Source organism: Hymenobacter montanus (genome assembly GCF_014699115.1).
Classification (GTDB): domain Bacteria; phylum Bacteroidota; class Bacteroidia; order Cytophagales; family Hymenobacteraceae; genus Hymenobacter; species Hymenobacter montanus.
In genome coordinates this window covers 268,718-292,873 of sequence record NZ_JACXAD010000003.1, presented here as the reverse complement: position 1 = coordinate 292,873, position 24,156 = coordinate 268,718, and the positions used below count along the sequence as shown (strand labels likewise).

The following is a 24,156-nucleotide window of genomic DNA, read 5'->3' as shown; positions in this document are numbered from 1 at the left end:
AGGTTTGCGGGTTAGTAGGACGTTCGACCGCCCATTCTGCCAACGAGTAATGGTTAGCTCTTCAAAAAACTGCCCAGGCGGAGCGAGCTATCCACGAACACCATGCGGGGGTTGGCATTGCGCTCGATGTGGTAGTGGGCATCGGTTAGCTCTTTGGTCAGCAGATCGGCGTTGCGCGGCGTCACAAACTTGGCGAAGCCGCTCACAAACTGCTGTTCGCCCGCGGCCAGGTGGGGCACAAATTTCGGGTCGATGCCAAACAGTAGCACCTTGCGCACCACCCCCAGGGCGTAGGCCAGCAGCTCCTTCTGGTTTTCGCGGCCCAGCTTCTGAAAATCTTCGCTTTTTTTCAGGATATCCCCGGCCTTGCTGCCATAGTTGAAGCACAGGCGCATCCAGTCGCGGAAAAACTCGAAATAGTCGTGGTCGGCGTTGGTATCGCGGCTGGCCAGGGCGGCCCCCAGGCTCCCCTCGGCCAGCTGCGCCACCTGGCGGGCCTTGGCTTCGGGCACCTGGTAGTGTGCGTGCAGGTAGTCGGTGAGGTCGTTTTCGGAGAACGGGCGCACCACCACCGGCTGCACCCGACTGATAATGGTGGGCAGTAGCTGCTCGGGCGCGTGGCTCACCAGCAGGAAAATCGTAGCGGGCGGCGGCTCTTCCAGCAGCTTGAGCACGGCATTGGCGGCAGCCGGGTGCATCAGCTCGGGCAGCCAGACGACCACGATTTTAAAGCGCGCCTCAAACGCCTTCAGCGACACCAGCTTCAGGATTTGCACGGCTTCGTCTTTGGAGATGCTGCCCTGCTTGTTCTCGGCCCCGATGTGCTGCATCCAGTCGTTGAGACCCTGGTACGGGTTGTCGAGCACGAAGGCCCGCCATTCGGCCATGAACTTGCTGCTCACCGCGTCCTTGGTCACCGTTTTGGTGGTGGTCACGGGCACGATGAAATTTAGGTCGGGGTGGGCCAGCTTGGCCGTTTTGGTACAGGCCGGGCAGTGGCCGCAGCTATCCTCGGCGGTGCGCTCCTCGCAGTTCAGGTACTGGGCGTAGGCCAGGGCCAGGGCCAGGGCCGCCCCGCCCTCGCTGCCCCGAAACAGCTGGGCATGCGCGACGTGCTGCCGCTGCACCGACTGGCGCAGCAGTTGCTTCACGGCGGCCTGGCTGGGAACTTCGGCGAAGGTCATTTTACAAATAACGCGTAGCGCTTGCTGTGTGGTTTCGCCGCCCCGCGACGAGTAATTGCTAGAATAAAAAATGAGCGGCCAGTTACGGGCTACTGCTTTTCCCACACCCGGTCCTTGGCCGTGGTTTCAAACACGGCTTTCATAATCTCCTGTTCCACCGCGCTGTAAGGCAGCGTGCGCCGGGCCATCACGCGCTCGGCCACCTCGGCTACTTTGGGCAGCTTGAAGGTTTCGAACCCCGCCGCGCCGCCCCAGCTAAAGCTTGGGATGAACGTGCGCGGAAAGCCAGCCCCAAAAATGTTGGCTGCCACGCCCACCACCGTGCCGGTGTTGAACATGGTGTTGATGCCGCATTTGCTGTGGTCGCCCATCATCAGGCCGCAGAACGTTTGGCCGGTGTCGACGAAGCGGCTAGCCGCGTGGCTCCAGACTTTGACGGGCGCATAGTTGTTTTTGAGGTTGGAAGTGTTGGTGTCAGCCCCCAGGTTGCACCACTCGCCGATGACGGAATTGCCGAGGTAGCCGTCGTGGCCCTTGTTGGCATAGCCCAGTAAAATGCTGTTGGCCACTTCGCCGCCCACTTTGCAGTACGGGCCCACGGTGTTATCGCCCCGCATTTTGGCCCCCGCATTAATGTGCGAGCCTTCGCACAAAGCCAGCGGCCCTCTCAGGATGGCACCCTCGTGCACCTGCGTGTTTTTACCGAGGTAAATCGGCCCGTCTTCGGCATTTAGAATGGCTGCCCGAATTTTCACGCCTTCCTCAAGGAAGATGTTTTCGGGCCCGTACACGATGGTATGCGGGTCGTTCACCGGCCGTGAGGCCCGGCCCTGGGTGAGCAGGGCAAAGTCGCGCCGGATTTCGACGCCGTTGCGCAAAAACAGCTGCCACGGCCGGTCGATTACGGTGACCGGCTCGGCCACCTGCCGGGTTTCGGGCAGGCCATCCTGGATGAGCTCGGCCACTTGGGTGGCTTCGGCCACGTGAGCCGCGACCAGCAGTTGGTCGCAATACAGGGCCTGGCCGGGCTGCAGGGCCTGCACCTGGCGCGTCAGCAGGTTGTCGGGGCACACCGCGCCGTTGATAATGAGAGCGGGGCCACTCACGTCGCCGGCCGGAAACTTGGCCTGCAAATGCGGCTGGGTAAGGTAGCCCACTGCCCCCACGCCCAGCCGGTGCTGCCATTTTTCGGCCAGGGTGAGGATGCCACAACGCAACCCGGCCACCGGGCGCGTAAAGGTGAAAGGCAGCAGGTGCGGCCAGATGGCCGGATCGTCGAAAAGCAGAACGTGCATTTACCTGGTTGTCAGTTGATAGTTGCTAGCGCGGTTTCGGTTTTCGAATACCTGAATGACCGTAGGACCCTCGCCCCATGATGCCGTCGCCCCGTACAGCCCGCCCATGATTTGAGTACCTGAATGACCGTAGGCCCCTGCCCCTCTCGCAGAAGAAGGGCGCCTGACGATAGGGCGGGCCCTACTAGGTACGCCCCCGGTCCACTTGAATCGCGAAACCAGAAGAGCGGGGTGTCAGATGGAAAGGGCTCGGCCCGGAAAACGGCGCTGGTTGTTGGGTTCAGCAAACGACTGAGCTGGTTTGAGGTGGAGGGCAAAGGTCGGGCATCCGACAAAGAAAAAGCTCCCGGCAGCGGAGCCACCGGGAGCTTTCGGCTGGCTCAATCCCAGCCCAATAGCTGACAACGAGCAACCTAACTATTAAAAACCTATTCCTTGTTGGCGCTGGCCTGCTCTTTTTTAGCGTAGCGGCTGCGGAATTTCTCTACGCGGCCAGCCGTGTCGATGAACATGTTTTTGCCGGTGTAGAAGGGGTGCGAGGCGCTGCTCACTTCAATTTTCACCAGCGGATACGTCTTGCCATCCTCCATAGTGATGGTGTCGGTCGGCTTCATCGTGGAGCGAGTGATGAACTTGAAATCCGAAGAAGTGTCCTGAAACACGACTTCCTGGTACTCGGGGTGGGTGTCTTTTTTCATATCGGGGGCCAGTTTTACCAGTTGAACCCTGCCGATTTTGCGGAAGGGACTGCAAAAGTACGGCTTAGCTCGGAAATAGCCAACTCCAGAGTTAACATTTTCTAGCTGAGGAGCCCCGCCAGGCCATGCTGAATGAGCTGGCTGAATTTTAGATAACGCGCGCTACCTCGGCGGCATGTCGACCAGCTCAGTAGAACGCCTTTTTGCTTACTGCCCACCTTCCTCACGGTAAGCGTTTACTTAATAATACCTGAGCATGGATTTCTTACCCTAGAAAAAGTTCCAGCTTTCCCGAAGCCAAATTGTCTGGATTGACCGCTTCCAATTCGGTAATCAGTCCGGCTATGCGGCTGGTGATGTACTCGTAATTTTTCGTGGCTGGATGGGTAATAACGCGGGAAAGCGAGTTGCAACTGGCGGAGCTCAGCCAGGACTTCGGGTAAGTTCTCCGGGCCCAGGTCAATGCCGACGTGCATAAGTTGGTAGCCAAGCATAGCCTTCCTGTTCGATTACGGGCAGCCAATATTTAAGGAACGTTGCCTCCCCCGAAACGGGCACTAAATTCCCATCACGTTCCTGGCGTGAGCCTGGTTTGGGATATTTAAACAGTGAAGCTGTTTAGAAAGTCGGTTTTGGGTTGATTTTTCGCAAAAAGATGACCACAAAGGCGAGCCAGTGCCAGGCCAGCCAGTTGCCGACGCTGGTTTCATAGCGTACGAGCAGGGTTTTGAAACCGTCGAGCCAAGCGTTGGCGTGTTCGCCCACGACGCGGCGGCGGTAGAGTTCGGGGTCGAAAAAGGTGTCGTCGTCGGTCTGCCAGTCGGCGGCGCGGCGGTTGCGGGGGATGTTGGCTTCGATGTCACGCCGGGCACATCCCTGTCGAAACGGCTGGTTGTCAAAGGCTTTATCCGCGTTTAGGAACAGGCCGGCGATTGCAATACCCGCCGCTTCGAGGAAAACGCAGATTTCGCCAAACAAGGCGTTCAACCCGTGGCTGTCGTGGCAATTGCCCGCCTGCGGGCGGGCACAGCTCAGCGGCTGGCCCCGGTTGTCGGTCAGGAAGAGGGTCGTCGTGGTGCGGGCTTTTTTGCGGCCCTGGTAGCCGACGGCTTCCCCACCGTTTTTGGCCGGTGTATGGCTGCCGTCGAGTTGGACGCTGGAGCAGTCGAGGTGGGCCTGGTTGTGGCGCAGCAAATGGCACCAGACGGCTTGCCACGACCCATCCTTGCGCCAGGCGTTGAAGCGGGCATACACGCCCTGCCAGGTCAGCGACGCCCCCGTAAAGAACTGTTTAAGGGGCAGGTAGCGCCACTGACAGCCGCTTTTGAGTTTGTAGAGAATGACTTCCACCAGCTCCACCGGGTCAACGACCGACGGGCGGCCGTGCGCGGAAAAGGGGAGCAAGGGCAGAATCCATTGGCCAATCATATCTTTGGACAGGACTTCCATTAAAATGCGAAAATAACGAGTGTTGCAACTCAAATTTCGCGCTTTTTTGGGAGTCCTTTGACTTTCTAAACAGCTTCAGTGAAAGCAACTGACATATAAGTTGAATTATTATTTAATTTCTAGTTGCTGTATTCTTCTCTCTCCTATTCACGCCATTGAATTCGCCAACTGCTTCTTGGCGCCACCCCGCTAAGTTAATTTTAGAGAAATCAGGAACAATAGTCCGTTGGGTTACTATTTCGACGCCACCCACCGCTCCAACGACGGGTCTGATTTCCTACTTTCGTGCCGCCGAAGCAGCAATAGCAACCCTACATTAATGACTGCGGCAAGCCCTCATCCTTTCTACTTCGCTTCTCCCCGCCGAGGCCGCCACCGGGCTTGTTCCGGCTCCCGGGCACTCACACTCAACACCTTCCCATGGCCTTATCAACGTCGCTGTGCTTTGCCTCGAACAACGCCCACAAGCTCGACGAAATCCGCCCGCTCCTGCCTCCGGGCCTTACGCTGCTGAGCTTGGCTGATATCGGCTGCCATGAGGAGCTGCCCGAAACCCAGGACACCCTCGTCGGCAACGCCCGGCAAAAGGCCGAGTACGTGCGCCAGCACTACGGCGTAGCCTGCTTTGCCGACGATACGGGCCTGGAAGTAGCAGCCCTGAATGGCGAGCCCGGCGTGTACTCAGCCCGCTATGCCGGCCCTCAGCGACTCGCCGCCGACAACGTTGCCAAACTCCTGCGGGAGCTGGCTGGTGCTACCGACCGCACCGCTCATTTCCGCACGGTAGTGGCCCTAGCCGGGGCTGATGGTACCATGCACGAGTTTGCGGGAGCCGTAAGCGGCTCCATCGCCCCGGAGCCACGCGGGACCGGCGGCTTCGGCTACGACCCCGTGTTTGTGCCCACGGAAGGCGACGGACGCACCTTTGCCGAGATGAGCGGCGCCGAAAAAAGCCTCATTAGCCACCGGGCACGGGCCGTAGCCGGGCTGGTAGCGTTTTTACGGTCGGCTTAGGGGAGCAGGACACCGGAATCGGGTACCAAGGGCTAAGCGGGAATCTTCCCGGCATTTGCTCCTTGTTCACTACTCCTTACCAATATCCGCACTGAGCGCGTGTTTGACTTTTGCTCAAATTAGAACGTCCTGCTCTATCTGGCGTCCGCTGGTCGAAGCATCTCTCCCGCTTCGACCAGCGGACGCCAGATAGAGCAGGACCGAAACCTACTAATTCCCCAACAGGCACTAAGCGCCGCCTTACCTTTGTCTGCTATGCACCCCCCCTACCTTATTGGCATCACCGGCGGCAGCGCCTCTGGCAAGACCACCTTTCTCCGCCGGTTGCTGGCGGCCTTTCCGGCAGAGCAGATTTGCCTCATCTCTCAGGATAACTACTACCACCCCCGCGAAAAGCAACTGCGCGACGATAAAGGAGTGGAAAATTTCGACCTCCCCGCCAGCATCGATGCCGCGGCTTATGCCCACGACGTGTTGCGCATTAGCCAGGGCCACGAAGTGCGGCGCCCGGAGTACACCTTCAACAACGCCAACGTAACGCCCCAGGAGCTGGTGTTCCGGCCGGCCCCGATCGTGGTGGTGGAAGGCATCTTCGTCTTTCACTTCGAGGAAATTGCGAAGCTGCTCGACCTCAAAGTCTACATCGACGCCCAGGAACACGTGAAGCTGCACCGCCGCATCATCCGCGACCGCGACGAGCGGGGCTATGATTTGGCCGACGTGCTGTACCGTTACACTCACCACGTGGCGCCCACCTACGAGCAGTTCATTGCGCCGTACAAGCACTACGCCGACTTGGTTATTCCCAACAACCGCCATTTCGATAAGGGTCTGGAAGTGCTCATCGGCTTTCTACGAGCCAAAGTGGCGGCCGGCCAGTAGCCCGGAGCGGCCGGGGCGCGGAACAATTTCCGGGGCCGGCCGCGTATCTTCGGTTTCATTCAACTCTGCCCGCGCTATGCCCGCTGCTTATCAATTTGAGGAACTGCCCGTACTCCACGGATTGTCGGAGCAGGAGTTTTTTCGTCTGTGCCAGGACAACCCCCAGCTGCGCCTGGAACGAGCGGCCAATCAAGACATCATCATCATGCCGCCTGCTCACCCCGACGCCAGCGAGAGTGGAACTGAAATTTCGGGTCAGCTGTGGCAATGGAACCGGGAGCGGCGAACCGGCCATACCTATGAGTCGTCGGCGGGCTTCCGATTGCCCGATGGGTCGGTGCGTGCACCCGACGTAGCCTGGTTGAGCAACGCCCGTCGCAGGGCGGCCGGGCAAGCCGCTGGCTTCCTGACCGCGTGCCCGGAGTTCGTGGTGGAAGTGCTCTCGCCTTCGGACCGCCTGCCGGCCGTGCAGGCCAAAATGGAGGAATACCTGGCCAACGGCGTGCAGCTCGGCTTTTTACTGGACGTAGCCGCCGAAACGGCTTACGTGTATCGCCCCAGCCAAGCCCCGGAAACGGTGGTTGGCTACGATCAGACGCTCAGCGCTGAGCCGGTACTGCCTGGCTTTGCCCTGGACTTGCGGCCCCTGCGCCGCGCCCACTAGCCGCCTGCGCCTTGTACAGCAAAGCAGAAGTAACCCAGCTCCGCCAGGCATTCTGGACGGCTTTTGGCCAGTATATGGCCCCGGTTCCCTCAGCCGAGGGCCAGACGACCAACTGGATAAACTACAAGACGGGCATCAGGCACGTGTATTTCCGGATGCAGGCCGACAACCGCAGCGCCACCATAGGCATTGAGCTTAGGCATCCGGACGTCGGCATTCGGGAGTTGTTTTTTGAGCAGTTTTTGGAAGTAAAAACCCTGCTGCACGAAGCTCTGGGTGAAGAGTGGACCTGGGAAACCCAGACCACCGATGAGCAAGGCCAGCCCTTCAGCCGCATCTACACCAGGCTAAGCCCAGTCAACCTCTTCAACCAAGCAGACTGGCCCGCGTTGATTTCCTTCTTCAAGCCCCGCATCAGGGCCCTGGATGCGTTTTGGACGGACGCTCAGTACACGTTTGAAGCGTTGAAATAAGTTCTGGGCGAACCCGCAGTGGGCTCGATAGCAGCGCTTGCCTGCATCCCCGCCGGAATGGTATCTTTGCAGTCCCCGTTCCTACCCATGCTGATTCCGCTCTCCCGTTTTTGGTTTTCGCTGCGCTTTGCCCTGCTCGCCGCTTCGGTGCTGCTGGTGCTGGGGCTGAACCAGCGGGCGGTAAGCGTGTTGCGCCTGACCGCGGGCAAGGGGGAGGCTCCTTTCGCCGCGCCGCTCAAGGCCACAGTGGTCAAACAAAAAGTATTGCTGGAAGCCACCACCGCTCTGGACCACTTCGTGGCGCCGGCCCTGGTGGCCTGGCTGCCCGCCGCCGTGCCGGCCATATGGGGGCCCGCTTTGCGTCGGGCACTGGCGGTGCCCCGCCTTCGGGCTGGCGTACGGGCGGGCGAGGTTTTCCGGGCCCGGCTGCTGGCCGTGGCCTTGTCGCCGCAAGCTCCCTAGATTAACCGGGCTGACTTTTGGGTGGGCTGATGCGCTGCGTAGGCAGTAGCATCGGGCACAAGCCTATTGGCTTCTCACCTCAACTATTCAGTCGACCTTCCAGCCTCGCTACCGCCAGTCAGTGTACACGCCGGGGCGGGCCTTCCATCAGCATACTCATCTTGTTCATAATCAGTAATTCAACTAATGCGTAATAAAGGATTAATCATCGCGCTTACCGTCGTCGTTTCGGCGCTGTGCGCGTACTTCCTGTTCTTCACCTTCGTCTCGCGCGGGGTGCAGCAGAAAGCCGTAGCGTACGCCACCCGCAACGGCAAGCTCAACGAGACGGCCCGCCAGCACTACCTCGATTCGGTGTGGCGGGCGCCCGTTTTCGGCCCCTTCACCTACCGCGAAGTGCGGCAGAGCGAGCTCGGCCTGGGCCTCGACCTGAAAGGCGGCATGCACGTGACGCTGGAGGTTTCGCCGGTAGAAATCGTGCGGGCCATGAGCGGCAACAGCAAGGACCCCGCTTTCAACCGTGCTTTGGAGCAAGCCCAGGAAGCGCAAAAAACCAACTCGGGCACGCCCTTTACGCAGCTGTTCGCGCAAGCGTACCAGTCTTTGGGCGCCGGCAAACCGCTGGCCAGCATCTTCGCCAACACAACTAACAAGAGCCGCAACATCGACATCAATTCTTCGAATGAGAAGGTGATTGCCGCCATCGACAAGGAAGTGGAAGAAGCCATCGACCGCTCCTTCAACATCCTGCGCACCCGCGTCGACAAGTTCGGCGTGAACCAGCCGAGCATTCAGCGGGTGAAGGGCACCGGCCGCCTCCAGATTGAGCTGCCCGGCGTCGACAACCCCGACCGCGTGCGCAAGCTGCTGCAAGGCCAGGCCAAGCTGGAGTTCTGGGAGGTATGGGGCCAGAATGAGGTAAGCCCCTACCTCGTGCAGCTCGACCAACAGCTGGCGGCCAAAGAAGCCGCCGCGAAAGCCGGGGCTAAGCCCGCCGCCGGGGCTGCCGCCGACACATCTAAAGCGCTGGCCGGGGCCGCCGCGAAGGGCGACTCCTCGTCGCTGGCCGCTCAGCTGGCGAAGCAAGGCCAGACCGGCAAAAGCGCCGCCGACTCGGCCGCTACCTCCACGAAGGGTGGGGTGCTGGCCAAACTCTTCACGATGCCCGGCCGCCTGGGCGTGAACTTGCGCGACACCGCCCGCATGAACACCATCCTGCGCTCGCCCGAAGCCAAGGCCGTACTGCCCCCCACCCTGGCCCTGCTCTGGAGCCTGAAGCCGACCACCATCGACAAGCAGGAATACCTGGAGCTGATTCCGGTGCGCAAAACCCGCGACGGCGTACCCCCGCTGGGCGGCGAAGTAGTGAGCGACGCCCGCTCCGACATTGGCCAGAATGGCCAGCCCGAAGTACTGATGAGCATGACGCCCTCGGGCTCGCGGAAGTGGCAGAAGATGACGGCCGCCAACATCGGCAAGCAGGTGGCTATGGTGCTCGACGACTACGTGTGCTCGGCGCCGGTGGTGCAGAGCGAGATTTCGGGCGGGGGCACCAGCATCACCGGCAGCTTCGCCATCGAAGACACCCAGGACCTGGCCAACCAGCTGAAGGCCGGTAAGCTGCCCGCGCCCACGCGCATCGTGGAAGAGGCCGTGGTTGGTCCTTCGCTGGGCAAGGAAGCCATCAACCAGGGCCTGTACTCGTCGCTGGCCGGCCTGCTGATTATCATGATTTTTATGGCCCTCTACTACGGCCGGGCCGGTTTAGTGGCCGACGTGGCGCTGCTCTTCAACATGTTCCTGATCTTGGGCGTGCTGGCGCAGTTCGGCACGGCGCTTACGCTGCCCGGCATCGCCGGCCTGATTCTGGTGATTGGCTCGTCGGTTGATGCCAACGTCCTGATTTTTGAGCGGGTCCGCGAAGAGCTCAGTCACGGGCTGAGTCTGCCCGATGCCATCAATAAAGGCTACTCACGGGCTTTTTCGGCCATCTTCGACTCCAACGTCACGACCATGCTGATTGCCGTGATTCTCGGCTTCTTCGGCACGGGCCCGGTACAGAACTTCGCCATCACCCTTGGGATTGGGGTACTCACCTCATTCCTGTCGGCCGTGTTCGTGTCGCGTCTCATCATCGAGTGGCTGGTGAAAGGCAACGAAAACCACCCCATGACCTTCAGCACGTCGATTTCGCGCAACCTGTTCAAGAACCTTAGCTTCGACATCGTGGGGATGCGCAAAAAGGCGTATGCCTTCTCGGCCATGTTTATCCTGGTCGGCTTTGGCCTGATGGCTTCCCAGGGCGGTCCTAACCTGGGGGTGGACTTCAAAGGGGGCCGCGCTTACGTGGTCGACTTCAACAAGACCATGGAGGCGTCCAGCGTAGGCGACAAGCTACGCCCCGTATTCCAGGGCGCCGGCCTGGAGGTGAAACAGTTTGGCGCGCCGGGCCGCTTGCGCATCACCACCGGCTACCTGGCCGAGGATGAAAGCACCACCGCCGACGCCAAAGTGCTGGCGGCCCTCAATCAGGGCTTGCAGCAGTACAGTGCCGACGCGCCGCAAATCAAGTCGACCTCGAAGGTGGGCGCCACCATCGCCGACGACATCAAGCGGACTTCGGTGCTCTCGCTGGGCCTGACCCTGCTCGGCATCTTCGTCTACGTGCTGTTCCGCTTCGAGAAGTGGCAGTACTCCATGGCCGCCGTGGTGGCCTTGTTCCACGACGCCCTGCTCGTGATTGCAGCCTTCCCCATCGCCCGCGCGGTGGGCCTGAACTATGAGATGGACCAGATTTTCGTGGCCGCCGTGCTTACGGTTATCGGCTTCTCGATGAACGACACCGTGGTTATCTACGACCGGATCCGCGAGTACCTGCGCGAAAACCCCAAGCTGACCTTTGCCCAAGTGGTAAATCCGGCCTTGAACTCAACCTTCTCACGGACCATGATTACGTTCACCACGGTGTTCCTGGTGGTGCTGGTACTGTACATCTTCGGCGGAGAAACCCTGCGTTCATTCTCCTTCGCTATGATTATCGGCGTGATTTTCGGCACCTACTCGTCGCTGTTCATCGCCACCCCCATCATCCTCGATACCTACGGCAAGAAAGAGGAGCGCGAGCGCCTCGCCGCCGGGGAGGACGTAAGCACCCTGCCGGGCGAAGCACCCAAGCTGAGCCGGGCTAACGTTTAACCACGGATTCGCTCGGATTTTTCGGATTCCACGGATGTTGTGGACGACCAGCAACAAAAAAAGACCGCTCAAATGGGCGGTCTTTTTTGTTGCTGGTCAGTTTTCTTATAGGTTGCTGTGCGGCGTGGGGGTAGCATTTGGCTTGCTTTGTTGACCTGTAGCTTGGTGGCGCAGTTAGCGTGTTGAGGTAGATGACATACACGGTGAGGGGGCGGATGAGCCTTTTATTTTTTTAGCGCTGCCTCTGGTCTGCTCGTGGAATTCAGGCGGGGCGAGCTACATCTGGGTAGGGCGAGGCATACAGGACGGAGAATGCCGGGGCGGTTAGGCAACCTTTCTTTCTTACATTACGAGTGATCAAGTAAGTAGTCCGCCGACGCTGCCCTATGCTGCACATATCTTCTAATAATGCGCCCCTTACGCTGCCCGAGCTGCTGGCGGCCTGCCAGCGGCAGGAGCGGGTAGCCCAGCGCCGGCTGTATGGGCAGTTTCACAGTTTCGCAATGGGCATCTGCCTGCGCTACGCCCGCGACCGCGACCAAGCCATGGAAGCAGCGAACGATGGATTTCTGAAAGCATTCCGCGATTTAAGCCGCTTCGATGCCTCCAAATATCCCGGCGATGTGCTGGGGTCCTTCCGGGGCTGGCTCAAGCGCATCATGATTCACACCGCCATCGACCACTACCGCGCCAACGAGCGGCACCGACACCAACAAGAACTTGATGATGTAACCCTGAACCAAGCCGACGGCAGCGCTACCCCGCTGGACACCTTGAGCTACGACGAGCTGCTGGACCTGGTCCAGCGCCTGCCCCCCGCCTACCGGGCGGTGTTTAACCTGGCGGTCATTGATGGCTTCGGCCACGAGGAAATCGCCGAGCAACTGCGCATCTCAGTGGGCGCTTCCAAATCCAACCTATTCAAGGCCCGAGCCCACCTACGGACAATGCTGGCTCAATCTACCAATTCTGAAAAAGCTCGCTATGTGGTCGGACAATGATATTGATAACGCCTTCCGGCGGCTCGATCCGCCGGAACCGCACCCAGCGCCTTTCCCGCTGGATGGCTGGCTACGCCTGGAAGCGCAGTTGGACAAGCAGCTGATCGAACACGCTGTGCGCCGTAAGCTGTGGCAGTTCTTTGCGGCCGAAGTAGCCGCACTGGCCCTGGCAGTGGTGGCATGGCTGCTATTGTCGAGTAGGCCGGCTCTTACTCCCGCGGACACTGCCGCTGCCAAGCCGCGTGAATCACTGGCCCAACACATCACGGCCAGCTTCGCAGAAGCGGCGAGTGAAATTGGTACAACCAAAAACACCGCCCCGGCTCCTGCCCCTCGAGCTGCCGCTACTCGCCTTCGGGCCTCAACTCCTGCTACTCCGCTCCCGACGGGGCGGCCAGCCAGCCGGGGCCAGACCCTCCGAGTAGCCCCTTCGGCGGGGCGATACAAAGCTGGCCGAGCCAACCGACAGGCAGCGGCCGCCCAAGTGAGCGGAGTAGTAGCTACGCCCTCCCGCGGGGAGCCGCCGACGGCCCTGGATTCAACGCTTGGCACAGACCCAGCACCCCGGACAGTAGGCCAGAGCCGTGCTCATCCCTTTCAGAAAGCAGCCGAGGCTGCCCTAATTAAGCCGACGGCCTATGAACCAGTGGCCAGACTGCTGGCTGATGCTCGGCGCGAGACCGGGGCCAATGGCCGTTCGGTGCGGCACCGACCCGAGCCTGGCGGAGCGGCGACGGCTGCTGACGCTGCGCCTCTTGCCTTGGTGCCCGCAACTGTCGGGGGCCCAATGGATAACCCGGACGCGTTGGCAGCCGCACTACCACTGGCTTATCGACCAGTGGCATTGGCACTGACGGCCCTACCGGCACCAATGGCTTCGCTGCCGACCGTAGCGGTGGCTGAGGTTTCCAATCCGCCGGTAGCGCCCGCGCTAGCTCGGACGCCCCGCTTTTACGTGGGCGTAGTAGCCGGGCCCGACCTGACCACGGTGAAATTCGCCGAGCTGATGAGCCCCCTGCCCAACCTTGGCGTAACGGTTGATTATCGCTTTACTAACCGATTGCGTCTGACCACCGGGCTGCTCCGCGCCACCAAGCACTACGCGGCCAAACGCGACGACTACGACTGGGGCGCGTACCGTGCTAGGGCGTACCAAAAAGATTTCGACGAAGTGTACGGCACCTGTACCGTGCTGGACGTACCGCTCAACTTGCGCTATGATGCCCTGATACAACCTCAATACCGGATTTTCGGCAGCGTCGGGCTTTCCTCGTTCTTCATGCAGCGCGAGCAGTACAGCTACTCTTATAAGGTAAATAACCAGGATGTCCTGTGGGAGCGGAGCGTGGTCAACGAAAACCGCCACTTGCTTGGTATTGTCAACGTTTCGTTTGGCTACGAGCGTAGCCTGAACTCTCACTGGAGCATCCAGGCCGAGCCCTACGTGAAGGTCCCCTTGGGCGGGGTCGGCTTGGGTAAAGTGCAATTGGTCAGTGGAGGCGTCTTCTTCGGCGCAAAATACGGCCTCTAGGCTCTTGCCTGGAAGCTTGGATAAGATTAGACTGATTCTTGAGCTTGCTGCCAGAACAGTTATTCAGTGAGCTCTTCTAATTTATTCTACCGATCTGTTCAGAAACTTATACCACACCCAACATGCTACTTAAACGACTTTTCTCTTCCACTTTTCATTACCTGTTAGCGGGGCTGTCGGCCACTGTGCTAAGCCTGGCAGCCAGCTGCACCTATTCGCACGGCAACCCGGACGCGACGCCTAACCCCTGCGGTATCGACCCGCAAACGGTGACTTTTTCGGGGGTAGTTAAGCCCATCTTTGATGCTAATTGCCGACGGTGTCACGGTAGCAGTTCCAGTACTAATTTGAGCGACTATGATGCCATCAACCGCTCTTCATCCGAAGCTATACTCGGCACCATTGAGCACGCTCCGAACTACTCTCCTATGCCCAAAAACGGGGCTAAACTTTCGGACTGCGACATTGAGCGCATCAGGATGTGGATAGCAGCCGGAAAACCCAACAACTAATTTGAGCTCCTATGAACCGTCCCTTTTTTCTGCTATTGCCGACGCTTTTCCTGCTTACGGCCCAGGCCCACGCTCAGGGCAAGTACATGACCAAAACTGGCCTAGTGTCGTTTTTTTCGACCAGTCCTATTGAGGATATTGAAGCCAAAAACCAACAGGTGGCGGCCGTGCTCGACCTTGCTACCAGCCAACTGGCGTTCTCTTTGCCCGTCAAAGGCTTCGTTTTTAAGCGCACGCTGATGCAGGAGCACTTCAACGAAAACTACCTGGAGTCCGACAAATTCCCTAAGGCGACCTTCACGGGGCGCTTCACTAATCTTGACCCGGCCACGTTGGCCACGGCTGGCCCCCACAGCGTGCAGGTCGCCGGCGACCTGACCATGCACGGCGTAACGCAACGCGTTCAGGTCCCCGCCAGCGTTGAGCTGAAAGGTGGCCAGTTGCTGGCGACCGCCACCTTTCCGGTGTCCCCCGCCGATTACAAGATCGAAATACCCCTGCTCGTGCGCGACCGCATCGCCAAGGTGGTAAACGTGCGCGTGGCCCTCACCTGCCAGGCTGTGGCAAGCGCCGTTGGGGCAGTGGCCAAACCGACCAACTAGCGTTTCTATTTCCTAGCTGCATTCTCTTAGAAATTTTATATGACTCGTCACTCTTACGCTATTGCTCGGTTTAGCGGCCTGGTAGTAGCCGTGCTCCTGGGCCTGACTAGTTCGGCCCAGGCCCAAACCGACCTGCTGAACGACCTCGAAAAGCAAACTACCGACCCCCTCAAACGGGAAGTGGTAACGGCGACCTTCAAGGCCACGCACATCATTAACTCCCAGTCGATTGAAACGCCGGGCAATGGCACCCTGGCTTTCCTTATTCAGCACCGCTTCGGTACGCTGAATAGCGGAGCTTACGAATTTTTTGGCCTCGACCAAGCGGTGCTGCGCCTCAGCTTCGAGTATGGGCTGACCGACCGGCTGGCAGTGGGCGTAGGCCGGAGCTCGCAGGAAAAAACGTTTGATGGGTTCCTGAAATACAAAGCCCTGCAACAAACTACGGGCACGCGGGCCATGCCCGTGTCGGTCACGCTGTTTGCGTCCTCAGCCATTAACACGCTCAAATTCAACGAGCCGGTGGAACGCACTACCGCCTCCCGCCTCGACTACACCTACCAGGTGCTCGTGGCGCGCAAATTCAGCCCCGCGCTCTCGGTGCAGCTGATGCCTACGCTCATTCATCGCAACTACGTGGCCAAGGAGGGCATGCAAAACGACGTATACGCCGTCGGCGCGGGCCTGCGCCAAAAGCTTACCAAGCGCCTGGCCCTCACGGCCGACTACTTCTACTTACTGCCCGGCAACACGGCCAAAACCTATCAAAACGCCCTTGGGGTGGGCGTTGATATCGAAACCGGTGGCCACGTGTTCCAGCTTCATCTTACCAACTCCAAGGGCATGACGGAAAAGTTTTTCGTGCCCCAAACAGATGGTAACTTCTTCAAGGGCGACATTTACTTTGGCTTCACGGTGGCGCGTAGCTTCACCATCAAATCGCAGCTCTAAGGTTTCGGCTCACTGGGGGCCTAGGCCGAAGTCAGTGGCGGGGCGGGCGACCAGCCTTCGGGTCCGACAAGCCCCGCCGCACAGTTAAGAGGTCAAATCATCTTAAATACACAAAACCGGTTTTGCCGAGCTATGAGTGACTACTTACAAAAAGCCCCCCTTCTAAGCAGAAGGGGGGCTTTTTGTTGTGAGAATGGGCCGGGCGCCCGGCAAGCTCAGCCGCCTTACACCGTGATGCCTTCGGCCACGACGCTCTGCACTTCGGGCACCATGCGTTTGAGCAGGTTTTCGATGCCGGATTTGAGGGTAACCGTAGCCGAGGGGCAGCCGGAGCACGAGCCTTGCAGGTTCACGGTCACGATGCCTTCGTGGTAGCTTTTGAAGGTGATGTTGCCACCATCCTGCTCCACGGCGGGCCGCACGTAGTTGTCGAGCAAGTCGATAACCTTCTGGGCTATCTGCCCGTCCTGCTGGCTGGGGTCGCCGGCGGTAGCGGCCTGGGCGGCCTTTTGCTCAGTGGCGGGGTCGACCAGGAAAATGGGCCCACCGGCTTCGATGTAGCTCTTCAGAAACTGACGCAACTCCGGGATGAGCTGGGTCCAGGCCAGGTCGGGCTGGGTTTTGGTGATGGTTACGAAGTTGGAGGCAATGAACACACGGCCCACGTAATCAAACGCAAACAGCTCCTGCGCCAGGGGCGAGTTAGCAGCCGCGTCGAGGGTGGGATAGTCCACGCTCACGCCATCGGCTAACAGGTTCGAGTTCAAGACAAACTTCATGCTCTCCGGGTTGGGAGAGGCTTCGGCATAAATCGAAACGGCGGACATATCGGTGGTGGTTAATTATCGGTTGGTAGCGGCCAGTGAAACATACGGCGGCTAGCTGACCGTAAAGCTCTGGCAATTCTGTGCTACAACCGCAGCAAGGCTGCGGAGGTTGCAAAGGTACGGACCGGCGTATGGTTCTCCCTGACTTCCGGGTCGCCGCTGCTCCTTACCCGGAGCGGAAAGGCTTCAGGTTGAGCAAGCAGGTTATTCTACCGCTCTACAGCCGGTTAGCCCGCGTCCGAAGCAATAAGTCGGCTAGCACCATCTGGGTCATGGCCTCGACGATGGGCACGGCGCGGGGAAGCACGCAGGGGTCGTGGCGGCCCCGGCCGACCAGCGTAATGGCTTCGCCCTGGTCGTTGATGGTTTGCTGGGGCTGCAGCAACGTCGCTACCGGCTTGAAGGCCACCCGAAAATAAACGTCCTGGCCGTTGCTGATGCCGCCCTGGCTGCCGCCGCTGTGGTTGGTGCGGGTGCGCACGGCCCCCGTTTCGTCGGTATAAAATTCGTCGTTGTGCACCGAGCCGGGCAGCCGCGTACCCGCGAAGCCGGAGCCAAACTCAACGCCTTTCACGGCATTGATGCTGAGCAAGGCGTGGCCGAGCACGGCCGGCAGCTTGTCGAACACCGGCTCGCCCAGGCCGGCGGGCACGTGCCGGGCCACCCCGGTAATTACGCCACCTACGGTATCGTGCGCCGCCTGCGCCGCGCGGATGCGTGCTTCCATGCGGACGGCAGTTTCGGGGTGCGGGCAACGAACGGGGTTGGCATCGATGAGCCCCAAATCCAACTCCCCGTACTCCAGGGGCACTTCCACCTCGCCCACGGCCGATACGTAGGCGGCAATTTCAATCCCGAAGTGCGCTAGCAGGCGGGCGGCCACGGCCCCGGCGGCTACGCGGGCCGCCGTTTCGCGGGCCGAGCTACGGCCACCGCCCCGGTAGTCGCGCCGACCATACTTAACGTCGTAGGTGTAGTCGGCGTGGCTGGGGCGGTAGGCGTGCGCAATGTGCGAATAGTCGTCGGAACGCTGGTCGGCGTTGGGAATAAACAAGCTGATGGGCGTTCCGGTGGTCAGTCCTTCAAAAAGCCCCGACTGGATCTGCACGGTATCCGATTCCTTGCGCGGGGTAGTCAGGTCCGACTGACCGGGCCGCCGCCGGTCGAGAGCGGCTTGGATGTGGGCGGCCTCCACCGCTATTCCCGCCGGACAGCCGTCGATAATAACGCCGATGCCCGCCCCGTGCGACTCGCCAAACGTGGTGATGCGAAAGAGAACGCCAAAAGTATTAGACATGGAGATAGAAAGCAGGGCCGCGAGCCGGAACCAGAACAAGCCGCAAAGGTCGGCATGGGGCTTGGCTTATTCGCCTATTAATTTCAAAGGCGCACTTCGTTAAGCTGGCGGGCCCGGCCCTGCTGGCCGCGAACGAACCCTAATGGGCCCGAGGCTGAGAGGACCGTAGTCCAGGAAAGGACTGTTCAGCTATTGAACCCATAAGTACATCAAGCAGACTTGGCCGGCGCGTTGCACGCTAGTCCGGCCGCCCGGCTCGCCACCAGCCAAAGCCGGCCACTCCTAATAGCGCAATCAACACCCAATTAGCGTAGCGGTGTACGTCGCGGTACACATCCAGCGACTGCACGGTGGTATCGGCCGCGGCCAGGGCGGGCCCGTAGAAAGGGTCGTCTTCAGGCTTTGGGAGCGGCGCGGGCGTAGCTGTTCTGCCCCGCACTGCCGGCCGCAGACCGGGGCGCAACGTATCGTAACGGGCCGTAGTGGGATTGAAGACCACCAGATTCAGTAGGCTATCGAGGGGCACCGGACCGGGTTGCCGGGCTACCAGGCGGTAGCGGAACAGCTTGCGCCCCCCACCCGGCCCGGGCTCCTCGCGCACCTCGGGGCCGTACACTTCCAGACCCGGCCACGCCGCCATGACCGGCGCCAGCACGGCCGATAAGTTGCCGCGGCCTTCCACCCCAAACGTGTAGGTAAAAGACTGGCCCACCTGAAACGTGGTCCGGCTGATGGCCTCGTACAATCGGTAAGTCCCCACTGGCACGGCCCCGGGCCCGGGGGGCAAAGGCCGCACTTGTACCGTGGTGCCGGTTGATATGTAGGTCTTGTAGCCAGCCAGCCGATTATCCTGGCCCGGCTCGGGCCGCTTCAGAAACTTGAACTTCACCATGGTTAGGGCCAGTGGCGGAAAGTGCAGAGGCTGAGCCGTAAGGGGATAATAAATATTTTCAGCCAGCCGAAAGCGCAGGTACCGCTGTCCCCGGCTAAGCACAGTATCAGGAGTCACGCTCGGTTCGGGGCCGGGTTCTTGCCAGGCCGTGGCTTGGTGCAGCTCGCGGAGCAAGGGCGGCAGTTGGTCGTCGAAATCGTGAAATGCCAGCTGCGCCTGGTCGGCCGGCGTGAGGAAGAAATACAGCCCTACCCGCACGCCTTCCCCAACAAAAACGCTCGGCCGGTCAGCCATCACGGCTAGGAAGGCGTGGTCGGGCAATTCCTGGTACAGGGCGGGCTTAGGCTTGCCAAATAGCTTGTCGAGGTCGCCCACGGCTTGCAACGGGGCCGCTGGGTTAGCGGGCTTGGTCAGGGCCGGGGAGTTAGCGGGCGGGGTAGACGCCGGGTTGCCCACCAAAGCCGGCCCCACTCGGACCGTGGCCGCCACGCTGCGCAACACCACGCCGTTCACGGTCATCTGGAAAGGTTTGATGACGTACTCGCCCTCGCCGTAGGGAATGTAGCGCTGGGTAATGGTGAGGTCGGTAAAGCGGCGGCCTTGCACGATGCGTGTGGTGGTGGTGCTGGTCTTGCCGCTTTTTTTAAATCCTTCGAGCTCCGGAAACTCCGAGTACTGCCCAAGCGTGCCGCCGCGCAGCCGAAAACCAAGCGTAAAAACGCCCGTGACCGGCAGCGTGGGTGGGCCCGGCACCAGCACCACATCGGCCGGCCCCGGACGGTCGGACTGGGGTGGGGTCGCCGGCTGCGCCCTAGTCATCGGCGCCCCGGACAAGCCCAGTAATAACGCCATCCACCCAAAAAATCTTCCCATAATCTCTGACTTGTTTGCCGCCCCTAAAAGTAGCGGTAAACGCTCAAATCCGCCTTTCTCCGAGGATTGCAATTTGTTTTGACGGTTCTCAAAAAAGTAACCCTAAGGAAAAAACTAACTCTCCTAAATCCAGGTCCGCTGCTATCGACGTATCTGCCCACAAAACAGAACTACTGTTCTGGTTATATCGCCACCGAGCAGCTTCCTCATGCAATTGCTTTCGGGGCACTCTTACTTAGTAAGCTCCAATTCTTTCACCCTATTTAGCTCCAATCCATGTCCGATACTATTCAGTCCCGTGGCTCCGACGACACCGCGTTCGCCCAGCCGTTGTATACGCCCATCAAACGGCGCTCCTTCTTCCTGTACGCTGGTGCGACAGCCGGCGCCACGGCCCTCGCGCTGGCGGGCTGCTCAAAGAACGACGACAACACGCCTACTACGGCCAGTACGACCGCTGCTGCCGCCATCAGCCTGGGGGCCGGCGATGTGGGCGTGCTTAACTACGCTTACGCCCTGGAACAACTAGAAGCCGCCTTTTACGCAGCCGTGGTAAGAACGCCGGCTACCGACTTTAGAGCCGGCGAATTGGCGTATTTTCAGCAAGTAGCCGCCCACGAGGCTATCCACCGCGACTTTCTGAAAGCCGCATTAATCAACGTGGCCAGGGTAACGCCCATCCCGGGCCTGACGCCCGATTTCAGCTCTATCACCTTCACCTCGCGGGCCAGCGTACTGCGGGCTGCGCAGGATTTCGAGGACCTTGGGGTAGCTGCCTACAATGGCGCGGGCAAGTTGCTTAAAACGTCCGCTTTCCTGGTGCTGGCCGGCAAAATTGTGTCGGTTGAAGCCCGGCACGCCGCTTATATCCGCGACCTTATTCTACCCGGCTCTTTCGCCGACGACATGCAGGTTAACCCTATGTCGGGCCTTGACAAAGCCATGGCTCCGGCCGAAGTGCTGACCGTGGCGGGCCAGTTCATCAAAGAGAAGCTGAACGCAGACAACGTCGGCAAATAAATTCCTCCACTTCTGTAAATATCCTATTAGTTATGAATTTTTTCAAGATTATCGAACAACTCGCTGAAGTGGATCCCGACGTTTTGGGCCGCTTCGACTCCCGCCGGGCCGTTTTCCAATCGCTGGGCACCCTGGCCAAGCGCGCGGCTCTGGCTACGACGCCCGTGTTGCTGGGAAGCATGTTTCAGAAAGCCTACGCCGGCACTAACGCCGACTCGCCCATTGATATTCTGAACTACGCGCTCACGCTGGAGCTGCTCGAGGCAGACTTCTACCGGAAGTTTGTCGAGGCGGGCAGAATTCCGGCCGGCGCACCGACGATGGCCATCGCCCAAATCAGAAAGCACGAAGACTCGCACGTGGCCTTACTTACCAACGTCATCAGAGCGCTCAACGGCACTCCCGTAACGGGCGTTACGTTTAAGCGGTCGTTCTTCAATTCGCTGGACACTTACGAGGCGCAGCTTCAAGTAGCTCAAATTCTGGAAGATACTGGGGTACGGGCTTACAAAGGCCGGGCCGCCGAACTCACGGGTACCCCCGACATGAACATCCCGGGTATTGGGATCGTCAATCTGCTCACCGCAGCCCTGCAAATCCACTCGGTGGAGGCCCGGCACGCGGCCCACATCCGCTACATGCGCAACCAGAAACCCTGGGTGAGCAACGACGACGACGTGCGCACCAATCCCGCGTATACCGGAGCCACTCCCGAGAGCAACGTAATGCAGGCCGGCTACGACCTCACCAGGGACCTGGGCACGATGTACTCGGCAGCCGACGTCGCCGCCGCCTTCGACGAGCCCCTCACGCCTGCCGAAGTGCTCGACATGAGCCGGGCGGGTGGCTTGGTCGGCTAACCAGCCCGCTGCTACCCGGCTTCGATTGGTTGCCGTTAAACGCCGAAAAGCCAGCCCTGCGTACGCAGGGCTGGCTTTTCGGCGTTTCGGCTGGTACTACCACAAACTTCAGTGCTGTCTTCCGACCCGAGGCCCTCATCCGGCCCCTCTCCTATTAGTTAGGAGTCAAAGCCGAGACTGCTTGCAATGACTTCGCGGTTTGTTACCCGGGGCCCCCGCTGCGGGGGTCTCGGGCATGAAGCAAGCCGGAGTAGTACCCGGTAAGGGTTATGTGAGTTCCCCCAGCTGTGTTAGGCGCACGAATCAGCAAACTGCTTCATCATTATAATACTCAGCCTCAACAAAAGTTTGGCCTTTACCTACAGTTCTCAGCTGAATTAGACTTTTCACCTACGCCTGGGCGGAATCATTATCCCAAACCGAGCGGCTCATTACCAATTTCTGATTTGGCTAATGCATAAATCAATTGTTAAGTCCAATTTTACCTGCTCAAAGTAGTTAACCATCGTGCCAAGGTTCGCCGTATCCACTTTGCCAGCTGGACTCTTATCAGATCTCCACCACGGTTTAGCGCTATTTTCTTTGTCATTTTCATTCCTTTCCGCTCACTTAATGTCCATCGCTTATGTCTGATACTCTCCAGTCTACTGGCCCCGACGACGTACAACTTATGTCGCCACTTCACGCGCCCATCAAACGGCGCTCATTCTTTCTGTATGCCGGCGCGACGACCCTGATGCTGGCTGGTTGCAGCAAAGACAATGATAATCCCCCCGCCACCAACACGACGGTAGACGTCGGCTCCGGCGACACCGGCGTGCTCAACTATGCGTACGCGCTGGAGCAGCTCGAAGCGGCCTTTTACGCCCAAGTGCTACGGAGCGCCTACTTTACCAGCCTCGACCCTGCTTCGGCCGAGCGGCAGATTCTTGCCGACATCGCGCTCCACGAACAGATTCACGCCGACTTCTTTAAATCGGTATTGGCAGGCAATGCCATTCGGCAGCTCACGCCGGATTTTTCAGGCATTGACTTCAGTCAACGCCTGAGCATGGGTGGCAAGCTGGGGGTGTTGGATGCGGCCCGGGCATTCGAAGACCTGGGGGTGCAAGCCTACAATGGGGCGGGCCGTTTCATCACCGACCCCCGAAACCTGGTGCTGGCCGGCAAAATTGTGTCGGTTGAAGCCCGGCACGCCAGCCTCATTCGCGACCTGATTAGGCCCAACTCCTTTATGGGCGACATCTCGGCCGGCTTCACCCCTGATACCTTAGGAGAAGATGTTATTGACCGTAGTGTAACCTCGCGAACGGCCCGGCAGGAAAAGTCGAAACTCCCCGCTCAGGTCCTGGCCATTGCCAATACCTTCCTGGCGGCCGACTCGAAAGTAAGCGCCAACAGCCTGGTGTCGTAACTGGTGCCCGCCTTTCCTTTTCTAACCTTCGACTTATCCTGCTTTCCAGATGGACTTATTTAAAATTTTCTCCGAAATCGAAAAGATTGATGGCGAGGTGTACGAGCGTTTCGATACCCGGCGCCGCGTGTTCAAGCACCTGACGGGCTTGGGCAAAACCATCACCGCCGCCACCATGCCCGCTTTGTTGAGCACGATGTTCAACAAAGCCTACGGCCAGACGTCCGGCCTGAGTCCCGAAATCAAGAATACGCTGAACCTGGCCTTGCAGCTGGAGTACCTGGAGTTCCACTTCTACGACACCGCGCTGAACACGCCAGACCTGATTCCGGCTTCCGACAGACCGGCCGTCACCATTATCCGCGACGACGAGCTGGGGCACATCAACGCTATAAAAGGGCTGCTCAGCACCGATGCCATCCCCGACCCCACCAGGTTGGCTTTTGATTACACCGCCGGGGGCCGGCTGGCTCCTTTCAGCTCGTCGGCTGAATTCTACGGCACGGCGCAAGGCTTCGTCGACACGGGCATGCGAGCTTACAAGGGCGGCGCGACCAAGCTGATGCCCAACAAGGACATCCTAACCGCCGCGCTCAACATTCACTCGGTAGAAGCCCGCCACTCCGCGCACGTTCGCCTGATGCGCCGGGTTCTGGCCGGTTCTACTAACGGCGGCGACATTGCCGGCGGCCCGGGCAACGCCAACCCCAAAAGCTGGATTTCGCTGACGGAACGCGACGGCCCCCGGCCCAGCGTGACAGCCCCCGTGTACGGCCCCGGCAATACGACCGACTTCCCCGGCGAGGACAACGTGCAGCAAGGCGGCAAGAACGTGCAGACTACCGCCACCTACCCGACCATACCGGGCGTCACCCTCACCGATGCCATGAAGGCCGCCGCTGCCTCCGAGGCATTTGACGAGCCCCTGGATGACGGGACCGTGAAGTCGATTGCGCGCAATTTCCGCTCCCCCCTGGGCGAGAGACTAGGTTTGTTTGCGTAGCTACTGGTAGCAGCTGCACGTAATGGCCTCCGAAAAGGGCAACCCATCAGGGTTGCC

Annotated in this window: 22 protein-coding genes; 15 read left to right on the top strand and 7 right to left on the bottom strand. The window is 59.8% G+C overall.

The features are described 5' to 3' along the window. Positions 1-53 precede the first annotated feature (53 nt). The 4 genes from IC235_RS04285 to IC235_RS04270 all read right to left on the bottom strand — a co-directional run bounded on the left by IC235_RS04285 (position 54) and on the right by IC235_RS04270 (position 4,626). Positions 54-1,184: a DNA polymerase III subunit gene (locus tag IC235_RS04285; protein WP_191003935.1), complete on the bottom strand. Its 1,131-nt coding sequence runs from the start codon at positions 1,182-1,184 to the stop codon at positions 54-56. 89 nt (positions 1,185-1,273) lie between these two features. After that, positions 1,274-2,479: a GlmU family protein gene (locus IC235_RS04280; RefSeq protein ID WP_191003934.1), complete on the bottom strand. Its 1,206-nt coding sequence runs from the start codon at positions 2,477-2,479 to the stop codon at positions 1,274-1,276. Positions 2,480-2,907: 428 nt separating this feature from the next. Further along, the gene (locus IC235_RS04275) at positions 2,908-3,177 is read right to left on the bottom strand and encodes a type B 50S ribosomal protein L31 (RefSeq protein ID WP_191003933.1); all 270 of its coding nucleotides are present in this window, start codon (positions 3,175-3,177) and stop codon (positions 2,908-2,910) included. A gap of 618 nt (positions 3,178-3,795) precedes the next feature. After that, entirely contained in the window at positions 3,796-4,626 is an 831-nt protein-coding gene (locus tag IC235_RS04270) for an IS5 family transposase (protein WP_191003932.1), read from the bottom strand. Positions 4,627-5,046: 420 nt separating this feature from the next. On the opposite strand from IC235_RS04270, the gene rdgB reads away from it, so the two are divergent. The 11 genes from rdgB to IC235_RS04215 all read left to right on the top strand — a co-directional run bounded on the left by rdgB (position 5,047) and on the right by IC235_RS04215 (position 15,913). Beyond that, positions 5,047-5,640 carry an RdgB/HAM1 family non-canonical purine NTP pyrophosphatase gene (rdgB, locus tag IC235_RS04265; RefSeq protein ID WP_191003931.1) on the top strand — a complete coding sequence of 198 codons (594 nt, stop codon included), beginning with the start codon at positions 5,047-5,049 and terminating at the stop codon, positions 5,638-5,640. Between the two features lie 255 nt (positions 5,641-5,895). Then, positions 5,896-6,522 carry a uridine kinase family protein gene (locus IC235_RS04260; RefSeq protein ID WP_191003930.1) on the top strand — a complete coding sequence of 209 codons (627 nt, stop codon included), beginning with the start codon at positions 5,896-5,898 and terminating at the stop codon, positions 6,520-6,522. A gap of 76 nt (positions 6,523-6,598) precedes the next feature. Then, positions 6,599-7,186 (top strand): Uma2 family endonuclease, encoded by a 588-nt coding sequence (locus IC235_RS04255; RefSeq protein ID WP_191003929.1) that lies wholly within the window; start codon positions 6,599-6,601, stop codon positions 7,184-7,186. Positions 7,187-7,197: 11 nt separating this feature from the next. Next, entirely contained in the window at positions 7,198-7,659 is a 462-nt protein-coding gene (locus tag IC235_RS04250) for a DUF4268 domain-containing protein (RefSeq protein ID WP_191003928.1), read from the top strand. Positions 7,660-7,746: 87 nt separating this feature from the next. Next, positions 7,747-8,121: a hypothetical protein gene (locus tag IC235_RS04245; protein ID WP_191003927.1), complete on the top strand. Its 375-nt coding sequence runs from the start codon at positions 7,747-7,749 to the stop codon at positions 8,119-8,121. A 186-nt stretch (positions 8,122-8,307) separates the two neighbouring features. Further along, positions 8,308-11,316, top strand: a complete 3,009-nt coding sequence (gene secDF, locus IC235_RS04240; protein WP_191003926.1) for a protein translocase subunit SecDF — start codon at positions 8,308-8,310, stop codon at positions 11,314-11,316. 386 nt (positions 11,317-11,702) lie between these two features. Beyond that, positions 11,703-12,317 carry an RNA polymerase sigma factor gene (locus tag IC235_RS04235; protein ID WP_191003925.1) on the top strand — a complete coding sequence of 205 codons (615 nt, stop codon included), beginning with the start codon at positions 11,703-11,705 and terminating at the stop codon, positions 12,315-12,317. Continuing rightward, on the top strand, positions 12,301-13,848 hold the full coding sequence (locus IC235_RS04230) for a porin family protein (protein ID WP_191003924.1): 1,548 nt from the start codon (positions 12,301-12,303) through the stop codon (positions 13,846-13,848). Before IC235_RS04235 ends, IC235_RS04230 begins: the two co-directional genes overlap by 17 nt. A gap of 122 nt (positions 13,849-13,970) precedes the next feature. Beyond that, positions 13,971-14,360: a c-type cytochrome gene (locus IC235_RS04225; protein WP_191003923.1), complete on the top strand. Its 390-nt coding sequence runs from the start codon at positions 13,971-13,973 to the stop codon at positions 14,358-14,360. An 11-nt stretch (positions 14,361-14,371) separates the two neighbouring features. Continuing rightward, positions 14,372-14,962, top strand: a complete 591-nt coding sequence (locus IC235_RS04220; protein WP_191003922.1) for a YceI family protein — start codon at positions 14,372-14,374, stop codon at positions 14,960-14,962. A 39-nt stretch (positions 14,963-15,001) separates the two neighbouring features. Next, positions 15,002-15,913 carry a DUF5777 family beta-barrel protein gene (locus IC235_RS04215; protein ID WP_191003921.1) on the top strand — a complete coding sequence of 304 codons (912 nt, stop codon included), beginning with the start codon at positions 15,002-15,004 and terminating at the stop codon, positions 15,911-15,913. Positions 15,914-16,137: 224 nt separating this feature from the next. Here IC235_RS04215 and IC235_RS04210 read toward each other — a convergent pair whose 3' ends face one another. The 3 genes from IC235_RS04210 to IC235_RS04200 form a co-directional block, all read right to left on the bottom strand. Further along, positions 16,138-16,740, bottom strand: a complete 603-nt coding sequence (locus IC235_RS04210; protein ID WP_191003920.1) for a NifU family protein — start codon at positions 16,738-16,740, stop codon at positions 16,138-16,140. Between the two features lie 217 nt (positions 16,741-16,957). Continuing rightward, positions 16,958-18,037: a chorismate synthase gene (aroC, locus tag IC235_RS04205; protein ID WP_191003919.1), complete on the bottom strand. Its 1,080-nt coding sequence runs from the start codon at positions 18,035-18,037 to the stop codon at positions 16,958-16,960. Positions 18,038-18,275: 238 nt separating this feature from the next. Further along, positions 18,276-19,781 (bottom strand): BatD family protein, encoded by a 1,506-nt coding sequence (locus IC235_RS04200; protein WP_191003918.1) that lies wholly within the window; start codon positions 19,779-19,781, stop codon positions 18,276-18,278. 297 nt (positions 19,782-20,078) lie between these two features. Between IC235_RS04200 and IC235_RS04195 the strand changes: the two genes are divergently transcribed. From IC235_RS04195 to IC235_RS04180, 4 genes are all read left to right on the top strand, one after another. Beyond that, positions 20,079-20,822, top strand: a complete 744-nt coding sequence (locus IC235_RS04195) for a ferritin-like domain-containing protein (RefSeq protein WP_191003917.1) — start codon at positions 20,079-20,081, stop codon at positions 20,820-20,822. Positions 20,823-20,854: 32 nt separating this feature from the next. Beyond that, positions 20,855-21,682 carry a ferritin-like domain-containing protein gene (locus IC235_RS04190; protein ID WP_191003916.1) on the top strand — a complete coding sequence of 276 codons (828 nt, stop codon included), beginning with the start codon at positions 20,855-20,857 and terminating at the stop codon, positions 21,680-21,682. 625 nt (positions 21,683-22,307) lie between these two features. Next, a complete protein-coding gene (locus IC235_RS04185; RefSeq protein ID WP_191003915.1) occupies positions 22,308-23,096 on the top strand; it encodes a ferritin-like domain-containing protein in 789 nt (262 codons plus the stop codon). A gap of 49 nt (positions 23,097-23,145) precedes the next feature. Then, positions 23,146-24,099, top strand: coding sequence for a ferritin-like domain-containing protein (locus IC235_RS04180; protein WP_191003914.1), 954 nt, complete (start codon positions 23,146-23,148; stop codon positions 24,097-24,099). Positions 24,100-24,156 lie beyond the last annotated feature (57 nt).